This window comes from Cupriavidus malaysiensis (genome assembly GCF_001854325.1).
Lineage (GTDB): Bacteria > Pseudomonadota > Gammaproteobacteria > Burkholderiales > Burkholderiaceae > Cupriavidus > Cupriavidus malaysiensis.
In genome coordinates this window covers 3165385-3183669 of sequence record NZ_CP017754.1, presented here as the reverse complement: position 1 = coordinate 3183669, position 18285 = coordinate 3165385, and the positions used below count along the sequence as shown (strand labels likewise).

General features: G+C 66.1%; 20 protein-coding genes. 12 read left to right on the top strand and 8 right to left on the bottom strand.

Going from position 1 to position 18285, the window contains the following annotated elements:
• Nucleotides 1-55: 55 nt before the first annotated feature.
• Complete coding sequence (locus tag BKK80_RS14380; protein WP_071013763.1) at nucleotides 56-382, top strand: hypothetical protein; 327 nt, start codon at nucleotides 56-58, stop codon at nucleotides 380-382.
• A gap of 69 nt (nucleotides 383-451) precedes the next feature.
• Here the strand turns inward: BKK80_RS14380 and BKK80_RS14375 are convergent, their stop codons facing one another.
• The 3 genes from BKK80_RS14375 to lexA form a co-directional block, all read right to left on the bottom strand.
• Nucleotides 452-1612, bottom strand: coding sequence for a GGDEF domain-containing protein (locus tag BKK80_RS14375; protein ID WP_231907924.1), 1161 nt, complete (start codon nucleotides 1610-1612; stop codon nucleotides 452-454).
• Nucleotides 1613-2203: 591 nt separating this feature from the next.
• A complete protein-coding gene (locus BKK80_RS37085) occupies nucleotides 2204-2374 on the bottom strand; it encodes a hypothetical protein (RefSeq protein ID WP_167366676.1) in 171 nt (56 codons plus the stop codon).
• Nucleotides 2375-2498: 124 nt separating this feature from the next.
• Nucleotides 2499-3155 carry a transcriptional repressor LexA gene (gene lexA / locus BKK80_RS14370; protein ID WP_071013758.1) on the bottom strand — a complete coding sequence of 219 codons (657 nt, stop codon included), beginning with the start codon at nucleotides 3153-3155 and terminating at the stop codon, nucleotides 2499-2501.
• 178 nt (nucleotides 3156-3333) lie between these two features.
• On the opposite strand from lexA, the gene BKK80_RS14365 reads away from it, so the two are divergent.
• The 8 genes from BKK80_RS14365 to BKK80_RS14330 all read left to right on the top strand — a co-directional run bounded on the left by BKK80_RS14365 (nucleotide 3334) and on the right by BKK80_RS14330 (nucleotide 9397).
• A complete protein-coding gene (locus BKK80_RS14365; protein WP_071070041.1) occupies nucleotides 3334-4335 on the top strand; it encodes an asparaginase in 1002 nt (333 codons plus the stop codon).
• A 109-nt stretch (nucleotides 4336-4444) separates the two neighbouring features.
• A complete protein-coding gene (gene rpsF, locus BKK80_RS14360; protein ID WP_071013753.1) occupies nucleotides 4445-4819 on the top strand; it encodes a 30S ribosomal protein S6 in 375 nt (124 codons plus the stop codon).
• A gap of 74 nt (nucleotides 4820-4893) precedes the next feature.
• Complete coding sequence (priB, locus tag BKK80_RS14355) at nucleotides 4894-5193, top strand: primosomal replication protein N (RefSeq protein WP_071013750.1); 300 nt, start codon at nucleotides 4894-4896, stop codon at nucleotides 5191-5193.
• A gap of 3 nt (nucleotides 5194-5196) precedes the next feature.
• Nucleotides 5197-5475: a 30S ribosomal protein S18 gene (rpsR, locus tag BKK80_RS14350; protein WP_006575387.1), complete on the top strand. Its 279-nt coding sequence runs from the start codon at nucleotides 5197-5199 to the stop codon at nucleotides 5473-5475.
• A 33-nt stretch (nucleotides 5476-5508) separates the two neighbouring features.
• Nucleotides 5509-5961, top strand: a complete 453-nt coding sequence (rplI, locus tag BKK80_RS14345) for a 50S ribosomal protein L9 (RefSeq protein ID WP_071013748.1) — start codon at nucleotides 5509-5511, stop codon at nucleotides 5959-5961.
• Between the two features lie 190 nt (nucleotides 5962-6151).
• Nucleotides 6152-7543, top strand: coding sequence for a replicative DNA helicase (locus BKK80_RS14340; protein WP_071013745.1), 1392 nt, complete (start codon nucleotides 6152-6154; stop codon nucleotides 7541-7543).
• A gap of 203 nt (nucleotides 7544-7746) precedes the next feature.
• Nucleotides 7747-8373, top strand: a complete 627-nt coding sequence (locus tag BKK80_RS14335; protein ID WP_071013743.1) for a DUF47 domain-containing protein — start codon at nucleotides 7747-7749, stop codon at nucleotides 8371-8373.
• A 13-nt stretch (nucleotides 8374-8386) separates the two neighbouring features.
• Nucleotides 8387-9397, top strand: coding sequence for an inorganic phosphate transporter (locus BKK80_RS14330; protein WP_071013741.1), 1011 nt, complete (start codon nucleotides 8387-8389; stop codon nucleotides 9395-9397).
• Between the two features lie 81 nt (nucleotides 9398-9478).
• Here BKK80_RS14330 and BKK80_RS14325 read toward each other — a convergent pair whose 3' ends face one another.
• The 5 genes from BKK80_RS14325 to BKK80_RS14305 form a co-directional block, all read right to left on the bottom strand.
• Nucleotides 9479-10180, bottom strand: a complete 702-nt coding sequence (locus BKK80_RS14325) for a C40 family peptidase (protein ID WP_071016460.1) — start codon at nucleotides 10178-10180, stop codon at nucleotides 9479-9481.
• A 56-nt stretch (nucleotides 10181-10236) separates the two neighbouring features.
• The gene (locus BKK80_RS14320) at nucleotides 10237-10707 is read right to left on the bottom strand and encodes a hypothetical protein (RefSeq protein WP_236903686.1); all 471 of its coding nucleotides are present in this window, start codon (nucleotides 10705-10707) and stop codon (nucleotides 10237-10239) included.
• Nucleotides 10708-10846: 139 nt separating this feature from the next.
• Nucleotides 10847-12550: a PhoH family protein gene (locus BKK80_RS14315; RefSeq protein ID WP_071013738.1), complete on the bottom strand. Its 1704-nt coding sequence runs from the start codon at nucleotides 12548-12550 to the stop codon at nucleotides 10847-10849.
• Between the two features lie 321 nt (nucleotides 12551-12871).
• On the bottom strand, nucleotides 12872-13333 hold the full coding sequence (locus BKK80_RS14310; RefSeq protein WP_071013736.1) for a peroxiredoxin: 462 nt from the start codon (nucleotides 13331-13333) through the stop codon (nucleotides 12872-12874).
• Between the two features lie 163 nt (nucleotides 13334-13496).
• Nucleotides 13497-13877: an Mth938-like domain-containing protein gene (locus BKK80_RS14305; RefSeq protein WP_071070039.1), complete on the bottom strand. Its 381-nt coding sequence runs from the start codon at nucleotides 13875-13877 to the stop codon at nucleotides 13497-13499.
• A 284-nt stretch (nucleotides 13878-14161) separates the two neighbouring features.
• On the opposite strand from BKK80_RS14305, the gene BKK80_RS14300 reads away from it, so the two are divergent.
• The 3 genes from BKK80_RS14300 to thrC are packed head-to-tail and all read left to right on the top strand — an operon-like array spanning nucleotide 14162 to nucleotide 18221.
• Nucleotides 14162-15397, top strand: coding sequence for a pyridoxal phosphate-dependent aminotransferase (locus BKK80_RS14300; protein ID WP_071013730.1), 1236 nt, complete (start codon nucleotides 14162-14164; stop codon nucleotides 15395-15397).
• Nucleotides 15398-15448: 51 nt separating this feature from the next.
• Entirely contained in the window at nucleotides 15449-16759 is a 1311-nt protein-coding gene (locus tag BKK80_RS14295; protein WP_071013728.1) for a homoserine dehydrogenase, read from the top strand.
• A gap of 16 nt (nucleotides 16760-16775) precedes the next feature.
• On the top strand, nucleotides 16776-18221 hold the full coding sequence (thrC, locus tag BKK80_RS14290; protein ID WP_071013725.1) for a threonine synthase: 1446 nt from the start codon (nucleotides 16776-16778) through the stop codon (nucleotides 18219-18221).
• The last annotated feature ends 64 nt before the right edge of the window (nucleotides 18222-18285 follow it).

The following is an 18285-nucleotide window of genomic DNA, read 5'->3' as shown; positions in this document are numbered from 1 at the left end:
GATACGGTGCCTCGTCCTGCCATGCTAGCATTGCTCGACTCTCCAGGAGATGGCGATGGCGAAAACGACGGTCTCGAAGAAGCAATACCTGCGCAAGCTTAACCGGCGCCTGGCCAAGGAGGCGGGGGTGCCGGAGGGTGTCGAGTTTGTGTTCTATCCGCTTGGCGCCAAGGCCCGGGCGGCCACCGGGGTGGCGGCCTCAGAAGGTGCGGGGCCGGCGGTGCGTGCCGTCATGGATGCAGTGCAGGCGCGGGTCGCTGCCAAGTACGCTGTGGATGGAGCTATCCTGGGCAACGGCAAGGCCGCACCGATCGAGCATGCGGAGCCCTGGCCTGCGGCGTCAGGCGGAGCTGCCGGCGCGCAGGTGGCTGGTAAGGACTGAGGTCGCACCGGTTTTCAGGCAAGGTCGGCTGATAGTCGTCCTTGCTCCTCGTCGCGCTGCGGATCCTGCCTAGGCCGCCTGGCGGGAGTTCGCCAGTTGTGCCGGTGGCGGATTGTGCTCGAATGCCACGCAATTCCTTCCCTCGCGCTTGGCGGTGTAAAGCAGCATGTCGGCCCGGGTCAGCAGGTCATCTAGCGATTCCCCGGCGGCGAGCGCGGTGACGCCGAAGCTGGCGGTCACGGTACATGTGCCGGGCAGGGCCTCGAATGCCGTCGTCTCGAGCGTGTGGCGCAGGCGTTCGGCGAGGTGCAGCGCGCTCGCAACGTCGGTGCCGGGCAGCAGGATGGCGAACTCTTCGCCGCCGATGCGGCCTGCAATGTCCCGATGGCGGATGCTTGCGAGGACCAGGTGGCCGAATTCCGACAGGACCGTGTCGCCTGCGGCGTGGCCGTGGGTGTCGTTGATGTGCTTGAAGTGATCGATATCGCAGAGCAGCACGCTGAGCGGCTGGCCTTGGCGGGGCGGAATCTCGCGCTCAGCCAGCACCTCGAAGCTACGGCGGTTGTGGAGGCGGGTCAGGGGATCGGTGTCGCGTTCCTCGCGCAGCTTGTCGATCACGTCGGACATGGCGCCTGCGAGCAGGGCCAGGCCGAGCACGATGCCGAACAGTACCAGGCTGAGCTGCAGTGCGATCCAGAAGGGCGAGTGCGCTAGTGAGTCGGCGTTGCCGGACGCGGCGGATGTGATGGTCAGCGCCGAGCGTGGCACGAAGCTCAGCGCAAACGCCAGCAGGATCCAATACAGCGCGCGGTCGACGGCGGCGCCCAGGCGCAGTTTGCCAAGCCGCGCGACGCCGGTCAGCAGCATCACTGCGATGCCGCCGTGGAGTATGTAGATGCGTGCCGCGATCTGGTCGTCGGCATAGTGGAAGTACGCCAGCGCGATCAACTGCAGACAGGCCAGCGTGGTCAGCGGCACGGCATCGAACTGCGCGTCGGCGCGTGCTACGACGCCGCGCAACAGCAACAGGGTGCTACCCAGGTAGAGCGCGCAGGACAGCAGCAGGTTCACGCCAGCGTCGCGCGGCAGTTGCAGGATCTGCGCTGACGCGGCCAAGGCATAGATCAGGAACGATGCGCAGAACATCAACAGGTGACGCTGCGCGCGCTCGTAGCTCCAGGCCAGCAGGAAGCACAGGGATAGCAGCGTGGCGATGGCGGGATTGCCCAAGGCCAGAACCTGGACAGTTTGAAGCGGCAAGCGAGGTCCCCGATCTGTAGTCGTTGTGGTGGCCGGGAGCGCTGTCCGGAGGGTGGTCGGTGTGCCGAGGCAGGCAGCGTGGTATGCCTCGGCAATGCAGCAGCGCGGCGCGTACGAGCGCCTGTCAGTCTTGCCGGCGACTCCGCAGATGGAGCTGCTGCCGGTGCGGCGCTATTCCAATGTCAGCGGCCATTCTAGCGAGCCGGCACGCGAATCTCGCCGGCACTGACGTGCTGCGCGCCGCTGCAATTGCAAACAACGGTAAAGATACGGAAATGCCCCCTTCGAACGAGGGGCGGAGTGTGCATCAAGGGAGGGGCACCCTACGCATTGCCTGGCATAGGCAGAGGGTTGGACGCGGATTGAAGGCGCCATGGAACATCGCGGAATCGTTGGTGCGCGACGACCGCTCGGGCATGCGATTGCTCGGGCGCCGTCGTGCATCATGCAAAGCAGATGCGCGGCAAAGCGAATGCGGCAAAGCGAATGCCCGGCGTGACAGGCACGGCACGGCGAGCCGCGCCTGTCACGTACCCGTGCGTACTCGGGTGCCGCGCAGGCTCAGACGTGCAGCTTGGCCGGCTCGGCCAACTCCAGCATGCGGCAGATGGCGGCCATGCTGCCGACCATGGTGCGGCGCTGCGCGCCTTGGTAGATGCGCACGCCCTTGCATTGGCGGAAAGGCACTGGCTTGACCGGGCGGCGGGCGGAGATGGTATTGGCTTGCGGCATGGTTGCACCTGTCGATTGACAATAGTCGGGGGATGGCGCCAGCGTCGGCGGGCGCCTTCGGAACGGTGAGGCAGGTGCCGCCACGCTGCAGACCTGGCGGCGGCGAGGGGTCGGGCCGGCTGCGCTAGAAGCCGGCCGGACGGATCAGTCCGACCGCGATACCCTCGAGAGAGAACTCTTCTTCTCCCGGTTTCACGAGGATGTTGGGGTAGTCGGGGTTCTCGGCAATCAGCTCGATGCTGTCGCCTCGTCGCTTGAAGCGTTTGACAGTGACGTCCTCGCCAAGGCGTGCTACCACGATCTTGCCGTTGCTGGCCTCGCTGGCGCGCTTGACTGCGAGCAGGTCGCCGTCGAGGATGCCGGCATCGCGCATGCTGAGGCCGCGTACGCGCAGCAGATAGTCGGGCTGTTCGTCGAAGACCGAGGCATCCACCTGATACTGCCGGTCGATGTGCTCGGCGGCGAGGATGGGGCTGCCTGCCGCGACGCGGCCGACCAGCGGCAGGGTCAGTTGCATCACGCCGGCCATCGGCAATGTGAACTGGTCCGGTGTTTCCGAATCGCTGCGCGAGACCTTGAGGCGGATGCCGCGCGAGGCGCCCGGGGTCAACTCGATCACGCCCTTGCGCGCCAGTGCCCGCAGATGTTCCTCGGCGGCATTCGGGGAGGAGAAGCCGAACTCCGCGGCGATCTCTGCGCGCGTAGGCGGAAAGCCGGTGCGGCGGATCGTGTTGCGGATCAGGTCGAAGATCTGTTGTTGCCGCGGAGTCAGGGTTGCCATGGAGTCGCCGCTTTGTTCTTGGTGTCAGGGGTACTGTATGTTTAAACAGTATGCTGTGATTTTATACAGTATGTGACGAAGTGCAAGTGGAATTTGCGCGACCTGTGGCCGGTGCGGCGGAGTGATGGTGGTTGGGCGTACGGTTACAATCGCGGCTCACCCGTGTTCCCGCCCTGATATGTCCAAGCTTCCCCGCATCGTCGTGCTTGCCACCGGCGGCACCATCGCCGGTTCCGCCGCCAGCGCGGCCAGCAGTGCGCATTACCAGGCAGCCACGGTGCCGGTGACGGCGCTGCTGGATGCCGTGCCGGCGTTGAAGTCGGTGGCGCGCCTGGAGGCCGAGCAGGTGGCCCAGGTCGACAGCAAGGACATGGGCTTTGCGCTGTGGGCCAGACTGCAGGCGCGCGTGGCATTCTGGTGCGCCCAGCCCGATGTGGCGGGTGTGGTGGTGACTCACGGTACCGATACCCTGGAAGAGACGGCCATGCTGCTGCATCTGTCCTGTGCGGTACCGGTTCCCGTAGTGATGACCGCGGCCATGCGGCCTTCGACCTCCCTGTCTGCGGATGGCCCGCTCAATCTTCTCGATGCCGTGCGTGTGGCGGCCCATCCGGAAGCGCGCGGCCGTGGCGTGCTGGTGGTGCTGAACCAGCAGATCCATGCTGCGCGGGATGTCGTCAAGGCACATACCTCGGCGGTCGATGCCTTCGTGTCGCCGGTGGGCGGCCCGCTCGGTTTCGTCCAGGATGAGCTGGTGAGCTTCATGCGCGCGCCATTGCGCCGGGTCGAGCGGTCCTGGCCGCTGCCAGCCGGGGAGTGGCCGCTGGTGGAAATTGTGCCGAGCTATGCGCAGCCCTCCCGTATCGTCGTCGACGCGCTGGTGGCTGCCGGCGCGGCGGGCCTGGTGGTGGCGGCGGCGGGGAACGGTTCGATCCACGAGGCGCTGGCTGCCGCGCTGGCCGACGCGGCGCGCGCAGGTGTCGCGGTGGTGCGCAGTTCCCGCACCGGTGCGGGCCATGTATCGATTCCGGCACTGCCGAATCCTGGCGCCGGCCTGTTCGTCTCCGCGGGTGACCTGAATCCCTACAAGGCGCGCGCGCTGCTGTTGCTCGCTCTGGCTCGGGATCCTCGGCTGGCGGCGGACCCTGGCCGGCTGCAGCAGTGCTTCGCGCAGTGCTGAGCGGGCAGTCTGCTTGCCGTGCCAGCTTGCTGCGGGCTATAATGGCAGGCTATCCAACCTTGCCGCACCGGACGTGACGCCCGGGTGGCTCATCCCAAAAGGAGCGTCAATGCGTCATTACGAAATCGTCTTTATCGTCCATCCGGACCAGAGCGAACAAGTGCCCGCGATGATCGAGCGTTACAAGTCGCTGGTCACCTCGCAGAATGGCCAGGTTCACCGCGTGGAAGACTGGGGTCGTCGCCAACTGGCCTACATGATCCAGAAGCTGGCCAAGGCTCACTACGTTTGCCTGAACATCGAATGCGGCAAGGAAACCCTGGCCGAACTCGAACACGCGTTCAAGTTCAACGATGCGGTGCTGCGTCACCTGATCGTCCAGACCAAGAAGGCCGAAACCGCTCCCTCGCCGATGATGAAGGAAGTGCAGCGCGAAGAAGCCCGCAAGGCCGCGCAACAAAGCAGCGAGAGCCAGGCCGCCTGATCGGCGGTGCGGTGCGCTAGAGCGCTGCCCGGCCGGATCGGCGGGGTGGCCCGGGACCAGCAAGGAGGCGCGCGTTGAACCAGTTGCGGCTGTCCGCGACCCTAGTCGAACGCGAAGCCCTGCGCTACACGCCGGCCGGCGTGCCTGTCGTGAACTGCTTGCTGCAGCACGCTGGCGAGGTGGTCGAGGCGCAGATTCCCCGGCAGATCGAGTTCGCCATCGCGGCGATGGGCATCGGCCCGGTCGGCCAGCGCCTGGAGCGCATGCCGCTGGGCACGCTGCTCGACTGCGAAGGCTTCCTGGCCCGCAAGCATCGCAACAGCAAGGCTCTCGTCTTTCACATCACTGGATGTAAAGCATTCGAAAAGGATTGAATCATGGCATTCGTCAAACGTGACAACAAGAACAAGAAGCGCTTCCAGCAGCAGAACCCGCTGTTCAAGCGCAAGCGCTTCTGCCGCTTCACCGTGGCTGGCGTGGAACAGATCGACTACAAGGATCTGGACACCCTGAAGGACTTCATCGGCGACAACGGCAAGATCACGCCGGCACGCCTGACCGGTACCAAGGCGCACTATCAGCGTCAGCTCGATACGGCTATCAAGCGTGCGCGTTTCCTCGCGCTGCTGCCGTACACCGACCTGCACAAGAACTGATTGTCCAGGCCCTAGGTAAAGGAGAGATATACGATGCAAGTCATTCTGCTTGAAAAAGTCGTCAACCTGGGCAACCTGGGTGACATCGTTCGCGTGAAGGACGGTTACGCCCGTAACTTCCTGATCCCGAGCAAGAAGGCCCGCCGCGCGACCCAGTCCGCCATCGAAGAATTCGAAGCCAAGCGTGCCGACCTGGAAAAGGCTGCCGCCGAGAAGCTGGCCGCCGCCCAGGCGGAAGGCGAGAAGCTGAACGGCCTGACCATCCAGATCACCCAGAAGTCGGGTGTGGATGGCCGCCTGTTCGGCTCGGTGACCAACGCCGACATCGCCGAAGCCCTGGCTCCGCAAGGCTTCGTCGTCGAGAAGGCGCAGGTCCGCCTGCCGAACGGTCCGCTGAAGATGGTCGGCGACCATCCGGTCAGCGTGGCGCTGCACACCGACGTGGTGGTCGACGTGACCGTCTCGGTGCTGGGCGAGCAGGTCTGAGATTCCGGCGCCAGGCTGGAGCGGTGCCCGCAGCGGCACGCACCGGCCGGTTCGGATCACGAGAAAAGGCAGAAGCTTGGGCTTCTGCCTTTTTTCTTGTCCGTCGCGTGACGCCGCCGACGCCACAGTGGTTCGCCACTGCCGAATTCTCCGCGCGGGCCGGGCCCCGTCGCCGCTATAATTGCCCCCCATGAATGCGCCCGTCGCCGACCCCCAACTAGACAACCTCAAGGTCCCGCCGCACTCCATCGAGGCCGAGCAATCGGTGCTCGGCGGCCTGCTGCTGGACAACGCCGCCTGGGACCGCATCGCGGATTTCCTGTCGGAGGCGGACTTCTACCGCTTCGACCATCGGCTGATCTTCCAGAGCATCGCCCGCCTGATCTCGGCCACCAAGCCCGCCGACGTCATCACCGTCTACGAGATGCTGCAGGTGGCAGGCAAGGCGGAGGAAGTCGGCGGCCTGGCCTATCTCAATTCGCTGGCGCAGAACACGCCGAGTGCGGCCAATATCCGCCGCTATGCGGAAATCGTGCGCGAGCGCTCGGTGCTGCGCAAGCTGGTGACGGTGGCCGACGATATCGCCACCGCCGCTTTCGCGCCCAAGGGCCGCGAGGTGCGCGAGCTGCTCGACGAAGCCGAATCCAAGGTCTTCGCCATCGCCGAGGAAGGCGCGCGCGGGCAGGCCGGCTTCCAGGAGATCCAGCCGCTGCTGACCCAGGTGGTGGAGCGCATCGACGAGCTGTACCACCGCGATTCGACGTCCGACGTGACGGGCGTGCCTACCGGCTTCATCGACCTGGACCGGATGACCAGCGGCATGCAGCCGGGCGACCTGGTCATCGTCGCCGGGCGTCCGTCGATGGGTAAGACGGCGTTCTCGCTCAATATCGGCGAGCACGTCGCTGTCGAGCAGGGGCTGCCGGTCGCGGTCTTCTCGATGGAAATGGCGGGTACCCAGCTCGCCATGCGTATGCTCGGTTCGGTCGGCCGGCTCGACCAGCACCGGCTGCGCACGGGGCGCCTGCTCGACGAGGACTGGCCGCGGCTGACCCATGCGATCCAGCGCATGAACGATGCCCAGCTCTTCATCGACGAGACGCCCGCGCTGAACCCGATGGAGCTGCGCGCGCGCTCGCGCCGGCTGGCGCGCCAGTGCGGCCAGCTCGGCCTGATCATCATCGATTACCTGCAGCTGATGTCGGGCTCGGGCGGCGGCGAGAACCGCGCCACCGAGATTTCCGAGATCTCGCGTTCGCTCAAGGGCCTGGCCAAAGAGCTGAACTGCCCGGTGATCGCGCTGTCGCAGCTCAACCGCAGCCTGGAACAGCGGCCGAACAAGCGGCCGGTGATGTCAGACTTACGCGAATCCGGCGCCATCGAGCAGGATGCCGACGTGATCCTGTTCATCTACCGCGACGAAGTCTACAACCCGGATTCGCAGGACAAGGGCACGGCCGAGATCATCATCGGCAAGCAGCGTAACGGTCCGATCGGCACGGTGCGCCTGACCTTCCTGGGCCAGTTCACCAAGTTCGACAACTTCAGCGGCGGTCCGGCCTTCTTCGACAACGACACCTGACGCCAGCACCGGCGCGGCTTCGCGGGAAGCAGACGCAAATTGCGTCGATTGTCGCGGCGCGGCGCCGGCAACCCTGTAAAATATTGCGACTTGATGACAGCCGCCTTCGCGCGGCTGTCGTGTCATGCGGACCTGTGTCCGCCGCATCCACCCCCCGCAACAATCCCAGCGGCGCCCCCCGGCGCTACGACAAGGAACATTTCATGTTCGGCCGATTCATGCCCACCGAGGGCAAGTTCTTCGAATATTTCAACCAGCACGCGGAATGCGCGACCACCGCCGCGCGCGAACTCGAGGTCTTGGTGAACGACCTGCCGAATGCCGAAGCGCATGCGCGCCGCGTGCAGGCCACCGAGAAGAAGGCCGACCGCATCACGCACGACACCATCGACCTGCTGCACAAGACCTTCATCACGCCGCTGGACCGTGACGAGATCCACAAGCTGATCACCACCATGGACGACATCCTCGACCTGATGGAGGACGTGGCGGAAACCATCTCGCTGTACGACGTGACCAGCCTGACCGAGGAGGCACGCCGCCTGGCCGCCATCTGCGTGCAGTGCTGCGACCAGGTCAAGATCGCCGTGGGCCTGCTCGAGGACATGAGCAATGCCAGCACCATCCTGAAGACTGCCCAGCAGATCGACCAGCTCGAGTCGGAAGCCGACCGCGTGATGCGTGCCGCCATGTCCAAGCTGTTCCGCGACGAGACCGACGTCAAGCGTCTGATCAAGCTGAAGGCCATCTACGAGCAGCTCGAGACCATCACCGACAAGTGCGAGGACGTGGCGAACATCATCGAGGGCATCGTCCTCGAGAACGCCTGAGGCGCGTACCCGCATGCAGACCGTACAAATGAGCCTGTGGGTGATCGCCCTGCTGGTGGCGCTCGCCTTGCTGTTCGATTTCATGAACGGCTTCCATGACGCGGCAAACTCCATCGCGACCGTGGTCTCCACCGGGGTGCTCAAGCCCCACCATGCGGTGGCGATGGCGGCCATGTGCAATGTGGTCGCGATCTTCATCTTCCACCTCAAGGTCGCCGCCACCGTGGGCACCGGCACCATCGACGTGGCGATCGTCGACCACTATGTGGTGTTCGGCGCGCTGATGGGGGCGATCGCCTGGAACCTGATCACCTGGTACTACGGCATTCCGTCATCGTCGTCGCATGCGTTGATCGGCGGCCTGGTCGGTGCGGCGGTGGCCAAGTCGGGCACCGGCGCACTGGTGGGCGGCGGCCTGCTGAAGACGGTGGCCTTCATCCTGATCTCGCCGCTGCTCGGCATGGTGCTCGGTTCGCTGATGATGGTGATCGTCGGCTGGACCTTTTTCCGCACGCCGCCGTCGCGCGTCGACCGCTGGTTCCGCCGGCTGCAGCTGCTGTCCGCCTCGATGTACAGCCTGGGCCACGGCGGCAACGACGCGCAGAAGACCATCGGCATCATCTGGATGCTGCTGATCGCCAGCGGCCACGTGGCCGCCGGTGGCGCCGAGCCCCCGGTGTGGGTCATCGTCTGCTGCTACGTGGCGATCGGTATGGGCACGCTGTTCGGCGGCTGGCGCATCGTGCGCACCATGGGGCAGAAGATCACCAAGCTCAAGCCGGTCGGCGGCTTCTGCGCGGAGACCGGCGGTGCGCTGACCTTGTTCATCGCTTCCGCGCTGGGCGTGCCCGTGTCCACCACCCATACCATCACCGGCGCCATCGTCGGCGTGGGCTCGGTGCAGAAGATGTCCGCCGTGCGCTGGGGCGTGGCGGGCAATATCGTCTGGGCCTGGGTGCTGACCATTCCGGCCTCGGCCTTCATGGCGGCGATCGCCTGGTGGGTGGGCAAGCACGTGCTCTGACCCCGCATGCCGCGGGTGCCGGGGCGACCGGCATCGGATGACAGAAAAGGCCGGGCGATGCCCGGCCTTTTGATTTCGGCTTCAGCGGTTGGCGAAGGCCGCGATCGGATCGTCGTCGTCGGCCGGCTGGGCCGTGGCCGCGCGGACGGGCGTGGAGGAGGAGGCGGGCGCCGGGGTCGATTGCACCACCATGACCGGCGAGTCGCCGGGATCCAGCGGGCCCGAGACCCGGCGCGCGCCGTTGTAGCGCGAAGCCCAGTAGGATTTGCTCATGTCCTCGAGGCGCACCGTGCCTCCTGTGGACGGTGCATGCACGAAACGGTTCTGGCCGACGTAGATGCCGACATGGGAATTCGGCCGGCCCGTGGTATTGAAGAAGACCAGATCGCCCGCCGCCACCTGGCTGCGCTCGAGCGGAGCGCCGCGCACGCCCATGGCTTCGGTGGTGCGCGGCAGGTTCACATTGGCGGCACGCGCCACCACGTAGCGCACCAGCCCGCTGCAATCGAAGCCGGAATCGGGTGTATTGCCGCCATAGCGATAAGGCGTGCCGACCAGCGACATAGCCTGGATGGAGATTTCCTCGGTGCCGGCAGACGGGTCGGCGATCACGGGGCGAGGCGCGCGCGCGGAGCCAGCATAGCGGGCTGGCGGCGACGAGGCGCAGGCAGCCAGCAGCAGGGCCGCCAGGCAGGCCAGCGCGAGGCGCGGGCGGCCGCAGCCGACCTGGCGGGCAGGTCCGGTGGGCGCTGCGACGGCTGCGGGGTGTCGGCTTGCGGGCATCCTCTGGGTCTCTTCCATCCGGCTGCCAGCAGGCTGCTGCCTGGCTGCCAGCGCGGCTACCAGCGCAATTGCGCGTTACGGGTGCCGGTGTTCACCGTGAGAGAGCGCGGCTGCCCCTTGTAGCTTGCTTCAATATTGTAGCTGCCTTCCGGCGCACGTATCAGGCAGCGCGGACCGTTCGCTCGGAAACGGGCGACCTCCTGGCCGTCGTAGACCAGGCGCACCGACACGTCGGCCAGGTACTCGCCGTTTTCGCCGCGCGTGAACAGCACCCCCATATTGAAGTTCTGCTCCTGCGCGGCCAGCGCCTGGCGCTCGTCCTCGGCGACGCCGCCGCAGACGTAGCTGACCGGCCCCATGGTGCGGATCACCAGCCCGTCCGCGGCGCAGGCGGGGTGCCAGGCTACGACGGCGGACAGGCTGGCGAGCAGAGGCAGCAGCGGCAGCCAGCCGGTACGGGAAGCGGTCGCGGGTGCGCGGGCGGCACGTGGCCGCTGCCTGGAGAATTGCGTCGGGCAGTCCTGCATCGATGACTCCTCCTGCCAGGTTGAAACAACGGAAAGCAACGCCCGCTGGAAGCGCGAACGCCCGCCACGCCGTCTCGGGCGTGGCGGGCACACGCCGGCGGGCCCCGTCCTGGGCCCGCCGGGACGGTGGTCAATTGCCTCAGAGCACGTCGGCGGCGTGGTCAGCCAGGCGCGAACGCTCGCCGCGCGCCAGCGTGACATGGCCACTGTGGCTCCAGCCCTTGAAGCGGTCCACCACATAGGTCAGGCCGGACGACCCTTCGGTCAGGTAAGGCGTGTCGATCTGCGCGATATTGCCGAGGCACACGATCTTGGTGCCTGGGCCGGCCCGAGTCACCAGCGTCTTCATCTGCTTGGGCGTCAGGTTCTGCGCCTCGTCGATGATGACGAACTTGTTGACGAAGGTGCGCCCGCGCATGAAGTTCATGCTCTTGACCTTGATGCGGGAACGGATCAGCTCCTGCGTGGCGGCGCGGCCCCAGTCGCCGGCGCTGTCGTCGCTCTTCTGCAGCACCTCGAGGTTGTCGTCGAAAGCGCCCATCCAGGGCTGCATCTTTTCTTCCTCGGTGCCCGGCAGGAAGCCGATGTCCTCGCCGACCGGCACCGTGGCGCGGGTGACAATGATCTCGTTGTACAGCTTCTGGTCGAGCACCTGCTCCAGGCCCGAGGCCAGCGCCAGCAGCGTCTTGCCGGTGCCGGCCTGGCCCAGCAGGGTGACGAAGTCCACCTCCGGGTTCATCAGCAGGTTCAGCGCGAAGTTCTGCTCGCGGTTGCGCGCGGTCACGCTCCAGACATTGTTCTTGTTGTGGGTGAAGTCCTTCAGTGTCTGCAGCAGCGCGGTCTTGCCGTTGATCTCCTTGACTTGCGCATAGAGCGGCAGACTGCCGTCGGAGGGCTCCAGGTAGACGAACTGGTTGACCAGGAAGGACGGCACCAGCGGGCCGGTCAGGCGGTAGAACATCGCGCCCGACTTCGGATCCTGCCAGCTTTCGACGCCCTTGCCGTGCTTTGTCCAGAAGTCGCCCGGCAGCGCCATCACGCCCGAGTAGAGCAGGTCCTTGTCTTCCAGGACCTGGTCGTTGAAGTAGTCCTCGGCGGGCAGGCCCAGCGCGCGGGCCTTGATGCGCATATTGATGTCTTTCGACACCAGCACCACCTGGCGGCCCGGCTGCTGCTCCTTGAGCGCGCTGACCACGCCGAGGATCTGGTTGTCGGCCTTGCCCTGCGGCAGGCCTTCGGGCAGCTTGATGTCGTTGAGCCGGGTCTGGAAGAACAGCTTGCCCTGCGCGTCGCGGTTGCCGAGCTTGGCCAGCAGCAGGCCTTCGTCGAGCGCGCCGTCGGTGTTTGCCACCAGCGCGTCGAGCGTGCGGCTGACGGTACGGGCGTTGCGCGCGACTTCGCTCATGCCCTTCTTGTGGTTATCCAGTTCCTCCAGCGTCATCATCGGCAGATAGATGTCGTGTTCCTCGAAGCGGAACAGGGAGGACGGATCGTGCATCAGCACATTGGTGTCGAGTACGAACAGCTTGCTCGGGCCGTTGTCCTTGCGCGCGCGCCGGCTCGGGGCGGTGGCCGGCTTGAGGACGCTGACGGGGGCTGCTACGGGCGGGGCCACCGGAACCGCGGGCACGTCCTTGGCGCGGGCGCGCGTGGTCGTGGCGCGCGCTCGTGTTGCCGGGGCGGGTTCCGCATCACCGGTTTCCAGCAAGGCCACGCGCTCCAGCGCGGGCACCGGTTTCTTGCCCTGTGTCGCGGTCCTGGCCTTGGGCAACGCGGTGACCGGGGCGAACTCGCTCGGATCGAGCAGTTGAGCCGGCTTGGTGGGCATGGTGGGCAGCGGCATGCTTGGCTTTCCTTTCAGGGGGACGCAGCGGGAAGCGCGCGCAGGCCGGCGGGTGCCAGGCGGCGGCCTGGTTGCGCGCACAGACAAAAAAACCGCCGAACCCGGTAGACGGGCAGGGCGGTTTTCATCGCGGGCGGCGACACGGCAGCTCCGCTACCGGCCCGTGGCGGGGAGCGCCTGGGTCGGAACGACGAAACGGTGTGGCAGCCGGATTCTGAACTCATTACGGGTCAATGTATCTGAAGCCCCCGTGTTTGGCAATCGGCGCCCGGCGTGGCCAGCGTGGCGCGCCTGCCACGCCGGCGCGGGCCTTGCCGGCGCTCAGAGCGCGCGCACGAGCTCGAGCACTTCGTCGACGTGGTTGGGCACCTTGATGCCGCGCATGGCGTGGCGCAGCACGCCCTTGGCGTCGAGGATGAAGGTGCTGCGCTCGATGCCGCGCACCTCCTTGCCATAGAGTTTTTTCATCTTGATGACATCGAACAGCGTGCAGACCGCTTCGTCGCCGTCGGAGATCAGTTCGAAGGGCAGTTCCAGCTTGGCCTTGAAATTCTCGTGGGACTTGAGGCTGTCGCGGGAGATGCCGAACACTACGGCGCCCGCGGCGACGAAGTCCTCGTGCTGGTCGCGGAAGTTCATGGCCTCGGTGGTGCATCCGGGCGTGTTGTCCTTGGGATAGAAGTACAGCACCAGCGTCTTGCCGCGCTGTCCGGCGAGGCTGAAGGTGCCTCCGGTCGCGGGGGCGCTGAAATCCGGTACGGGCTTGTCGAGGCTGACGGTCATTGCTTGAGGCTCCTGGGGGAGAGGCAGGAAACGGGGGCTGCCACCACGGGGTTGTCCCCACTGGGCGGCCACTACGGCAAAGGCAGATTGGGGCGCCCGGCCAGACTTCAAGCGTGGCGGCCGCTCAACTTCCCGGGTGCGCCGGGCGGACCGGAGAGCGGCTTCAGGCCACCGGGTCCAGCATCAGGATGGCCGCCACGCGCCGGCCTTCGGCCATCAGGATATTGTAGGTGCGGCATGCTGCCTGAAGGTCCATCGCGTCCACGCCGATATGACGGTTCGCGAGCGCCGCGGTCAGCCTGGGGTGCGGGAAGCGCAGGCGGGCGCCGGTGCCCAGCAGCACCACTTCCGGCCCCAGTTCCAGCAAGGCCTCGAAATGGGCAGCCTGCAGGTCCTCGAAACGCTCCACCGGCCATGGCCGGATCTCGCCCTCCGGCATCACCAGCACGGACTCGGTGTGGCGGATCAGGTTGATTTCGATATAGCCCGGACCATAGGCGGTGACGGTATTGAGCGCTTGGGGCTGGTCGGCGTGGAGTTTCAAAGGGCACCTTCGAGGTGCCCGCCGGTGCGGGGCCGGTGCCGGGCCGCGGGCGGCCCGGCCGTGCAGCGCGGGGGCGGGCGGGTCACGGCGGCGGCACGGCATGCACTGCGCTGCAATGCAAGAATCCGCGCCGAAGTCTGTCATAATCCGATAAATTATAGCTTTTGCCTCCCTGTCTGCCACGTTCGCGTTGCATTGCAGCGGACGCGCCTCCCGATTTCCGTCCAGATTCCCGAATTGCCCGCTGCCGAGGAGACCGGCAGCCCAGCCCTCGCCGACACGCCGTGAAACCGATCCAGAAATCCCACAAACTCAACAACGTCTGTTACGACATCCGCGGGCCCGTGCTGGAGAAGGCCAAGCAGATGGAAGAAGAAGGGCACAAGATCATCAAGCTGAACATCGGCAACCTGGCCGTGTTCGGTTTCGACGCGCCGGAGGAGATCCAGCAGGACATGATGCGCAACCTGCCCAACTCGGCGGGCTATTCGGACTCCAAGGGCATCTTCGCCGCGCGCAAGGCGATCATGCACTACACGCAGGAAAAGAAGATCCAGGGTGTGGGCCTGGAAGACATCTACGTCGGCAACGGTGCATCCGAGCTGATCGTGATGTCGATGAACGCCCTGCTCAACAGCGGCGACGAGGTGCTGGTTCCGGCACCCGACTACCCGCTGTGGACGGCGGCGGTGAGCCTGTCCGGCGGTACGCCGGTGCACTATATCTGCGACGAGCAGAACGAGTGGATGCCCGACCTGGACGACATCCGCGCCAAGATCACGCCGAACACCAAGGCCATCGTCGTCATCAACCCCAACAATCCGACCGGCGCCCTCTATTCGGACGAGCTGCTGCTCGGCATCGTGGCGATCGCGCGCGAGCATGGCTTGATCATCTACGCCGACGAAATCTACGACAAGGTGCTGTACGACGGCCGTACCCACACCTCGATCGCCTCGCTGTCGACCGACGTGCTGACCGTCACTTTCAACGGCTTGTCGAAGAACTACCGCTCGTGCGGCTACCGCGCCGGCTGGATGGTGGTGTCGGGCGACAAGCGCCCGGCGCAGGACTATATCGAGGGGCTGAACATGCTTTCCTCGATGCGCCTGTGCGCCAACGTGCCGGCGCAATGGGCCATCCAGACCGCCCTCGGCGGCTACCAGAGCATCAACGACCTGGTGGCAGAGGGCGGCCGCCTGCGCCGCCAGCGCGATCTCGCCTACGAGCTGGTCACCGCCATCCCGGGCGTCAGCTGCGTCAAGCCCAAGGCAGCGCTCTACCTGTTCCCCAAGCTCGACCTGTCGATGTATCCGATTCAGGACGACCAGGAGTTCATCTACGAGCTGCTGCAGGAATCGAAGGTGCTGCTGGTGCAGGGATCGGGCTTCAACTGGGGCAAGCCCGACCACTTCCGCATCGTGTTCCTGCCGCACGAGGAGGACCTGCGCGAGGCCATCAGCCGTGTCGCGCGCTTCCTCGAGGCATACCGCAAACGCCACGGTGCCATCGCGGCCTGAGGCCCGGCGCGGCGCCGTTTCCCCCATTCGTCAACTGGAAGCAGATTGTTCATGAACCCCATCAAAGTAGGCCTGCTTGGCATCGGTACCGTCGGTAGCGGCACGTTCAACGTGCTGAAGCGCAACCAGGAGGAAATTCGCCGCCGCGCCGGGCGCGGCATCGAAATTGCAATGGTCGCCGACCTGAATACCGAACGTGCCCGCGAGCTGACCGGTGGGCAGGTGGAAGTGGTGGCCGACGCCAACGAGGTGGTGAACCGTCCCGACATCGACATCGTGGTCGAGCTGATCGGCGGCTACGGTGTGGCCAAGGAGCTGGTGCTCAAGGCCATCGCCAATGGCAAGCACGTGGTCACCGCCAACAAGGCGCTGCTGGCCGTGCATGGCAACGAGATCTTCGAGGCGGCGCGCAACAAGGGCGTGATCGTCGCCTTCGAGGCCGCGGTGGCCGGCGGCATCCCCATCATCAAGGCGCTGCGCGAGGGCCTGACCGCCAACCGCATCCAGTGGATCGCCGGCATCATCAACGGCACCACCAACTTCATCCTGTCGGAGATGCGCGACAAGGGCCTGGACTTCGACACGGTCCTTAAGGAGGCGCAGGCGCTGGGCTATGCCGAGGCCGACCCGACCTTCGACATCGAAGGCATCGATGCGGCGCACAAGGTCACGCTGATGAGCGCGATCGCCTTCGGTATGCCGGTGCAGTTCGACCGCGCGCATGTGGAAGGCATCACCAAGCTGTCGGCGGTGGATATCAAGTACGCCGAGGAGCTGGGCTACCGCATCAAGCTGCTGGGCATCACGCGCCGCCGCGAGGAAGGTGTCGAACTGCGCGTGCATCCGACCCTGGTGCCGGCCTCGCGCCTGATCGCCAACGTCGAGGGGGCGATGAATGCCGTGCTGGTGCAGGGCGACGCCGTTGGCGCCACGCTGTACTACGGCAAGGGCGCGGGCGCCGAGCCGACCGCTTCGGCCGTGATCGCCGACCTGGTCGACGTGACCCGCCTGCATACCGCCGACCCCGGCCACCGCGTGCCGCACCTGGCCTTCCAGCCCGACGAACTGTCGAGCGTGCCGGTGCTGCCGATCGAGGAGGTCACCAGTTCCTACTACCTGCGCATGCGCGTGTCCGACGAAACCGGCGTGCTGGCCGACATCACCCGCATCCTGGCCGACGCCGGCATCTCGATCGATGCCATGCTGCAGAAGGAATCGCGCGAGGGCGAGCCGCAGACCGACATCATCATGCTGAGCCACCTGGCGCGCGAGAAGCAGGTCAATGCCGCCATCGCCAAGATCGAGGCGCTGCCGACCGTGCTGTCGTCCGTCACGCGCCTGCGCATGGAAGAACTGAACTGAGCGAGTGCCCGGTCCCATGAAATACCTGTCGACGCGCGGCCACCAGGCGCCGCAATCGTTTTCCGAAATCCTGCTGGGCGGCCTCGCGCCGGACGGCGGCCTCTACCTGCCTGATCAGTACCCGCAGGTCAGCGCCGAGGAGCTCGAGTCCTGGCGCAAGCTTTCCTACGCCGACCTGGCGTTCGAGATCCTGTCCAAGTTCTGCGACGACATCCCGGCCGAGGACCTGCGCGCGCTGACGCGCAAGACCTATACCGCCGAGGTCTACTGCAATGCGCGTGCCGGCGACAATACCGCCGACATCACGCCGCTGCGCACGCTGGGCGAGGAAGGCGGCGCGCCGCTGCAGCTGCTGGGCCTGTCCAATGGTCCGACGCTGGCCTTCAAGGACATGGCCATGCAGTTGCTCGGCAACCTGTTCGAGTACGCGCTCGCGCGCGCCGGCCAGGAGCTGAACATCCTCGGCGCCACCTCGGGCGACACCGGCAGCGCGGCGGAATACGCGATGCGCGGCAAGCGCGGCATCCGCGTCTTCATGCTGAGCCCGCACCGCAAGATGAGCGCGTTTCAGACCGCGCAGATGTTCAGCCTGCAGGACCCGAACATCTTCAACCTGGCGGTGGAAGGGGTGTTCGACGACTGCCAGGACATCGTCAAGGCGGTCTCCAACGACCACGGCTTCAAGGCGCGCCAGAAGATCGGCACCGTCAACTCGATCAACTGGGCGCGCGTGGTGGCCCAGGTGGTCTATTACTTCAAGGGCTGGCTGCTGGCGACCAGCGGCCCTGGCCAGAAGGTCTCGTTCTGCGTGCCCTCCGGCAACTTCGGCAACGTCTGCGCCGGCCATATCGCGCGCATGATGGGCCTGCCCATCGACAAGCTGGTGGTGGCGACCAACGAGAACGATGTGCTCGACGAGTTCTTCCGCACCGGTGCCTACCGCGTGCGCAAGTCGTCCGAGACCTTCCATACCTCGAGCCCGAGCATGGATATCTCGAAGGCCTCGAACTTCGAGCGCTTCGTCTTCGACCTGCTCGGCCGCGATCCGGCCAAGCTGGCGGCGCTGTTCCGCGATGTCGACACCAAGGACGGCTTCGACCTGGCCGGCACGCCTGAATTCGGCCGTATCCGCGAGTTCGGCTTCGTCTCGGGGCGCAGTACCCACCAGGACCGGCTGGCGACCATCCGCGACCTGTCGGCGCGCTATGGCATCACCATCGATACCCATACGGCCGACGGCATCAAGGTGGCGCGCGAGCACCTGAGCGCCGGCGTGCCCATGGTCGTGCTGGAGACCGCGCTGCCGGCCAAGTTCTCGGAGACCATCCGCGAGGCGCTCGGCCACGAACCCGAGCGTCCCGCCAGCTTCGAGGGCATCGAGGCGTTGCCGCAGCGCTTCGAAGTGGTGCCTGCCGACGCCGACCGCGTGAAGGCATTCATCGCCGGCCACACCGGCCTCTGACCTGAGAGGGGCGGCGCGGCCGCCCCTTGCCTCCGGCGCACCACTCCGGCCGCAGCTGGCCGCC

What these genes read in the sequence shown, in the direction of transcription:
- thrC (WP_071013725.1), top strand. Translation starts at nt 16,776, where the DNA reads ATGAAATACCTGTCGACGCGCGGCCACCAGGCGCCGCAATCGTTTTCC.
- BKK80_RS14380 (WP_071013763.1), top strand. Translation starts at nt 56, where the DNA reads ATGGCGAAAACGACGGTCTCGAAGAAGCAATACCTGCGCAAGCTTAAC.
- BKK80_RS14320 (WP_236903686.1), bottom strand. Translation starts at nt 10,707, where the DNA reads ATGCAGGACTGCCCGACGCAATTCTCCAGGCAGCGGCCACGTGCCGCC.
- BKK80_RS14365 (WP_071070041.1), top strand. Translation starts at nt 3,334, where the DNA reads ATGTCCAAGCTTCCCCGCATCGTCGTGCTTGCCACCGGCGGCACCATC.
- rpsF (WP_071013753.1), top strand. Translation starts at nt 4,445, where the DNA reads ATGCGTCATTACGAAATCGTCTTTATCGTCCATCCGGACCAGAGCGAA.
- BKK80_RS14310 (WP_071013736.1), bottom strand. Translation starts at nt 13,333, where the DNA reads ATGACCGTCAGCCTCGACAAGCCCGTACCGGATTTCAGCGCCCCCGCG.
- lexA (WP_071013758.1), bottom strand. Translation starts at nt 3,155, where the DNA reads ATGGCAACCCTGACTCCGCGGCAACAACAGATCTTCGACCTGATCCGC.
- BKK80_RS37085 (WP_167366676.1), bottom strand. Translation starts at nt 2,374, where the DNA reads ATGCCGCAAGCCAATACCATCTCCGCCCGCCGCCCGGTCAAGCCAGTG.
- BKK80_RS14340 (WP_071013745.1), top strand. Translation starts at nt 6,152, where the DNA reads ATGAATGCGCCCGTCGCCGACCCCCAACTAGACAACCTCAAGGTCCCG.
- BKK80_RS14330 (WP_071013741.1), top strand. Translation starts at nt 8,387, where the DNA reads ATGCAGACCGTACAAATGAGCCTGTGGGTGATCGCCCTGCTGGTGGCG.
- BKK80_RS14315 (WP_071013738.1), bottom strand. Translation starts at nt 12,550, where the DNA reads ATGCCGCTGCCCACCATGCCCACCAAGCCGGCTCAACTGCTCGATCCG.
- rpsR (WP_006575387.1), top strand. Translation starts at nt 5,197, where the DNA reads ATGGCATTCGTCAAACGTGACAACAAGAACAAGAAGCGCTTCCAGCAG.
- rplI (WP_071013748.1), top strand. Translation starts at nt 5,509, where the DNA reads ATGCAAGTCATTCTGCTTGAAAAAGTCGTCAACCTGGGCAACCTGGGT.
- BKK80_RS14295 (WP_071013728.1), top strand. Translation starts at nt 15,449, where the DNA reads ATGAACCCCATCAAAGTAGGCCTGCTTGGCATCGGTACCGTCGGTAGC.
- BKK80_RS14325 (WP_071016460.1), bottom strand. Translation starts at nt 10,180, where the DNA reads ATGCCCGCAAGCCGACACCCCGCAGCCGTCGCAGCGCCCACCGGACCT.
- BKK80_RS14335 (WP_071013743.1), top strand. Translation starts at nt 7,747, where the DNA reads ATGTTCGGCCGATTCATGCCCACCGAGGGCAAGTTCTTCGAATATTTC.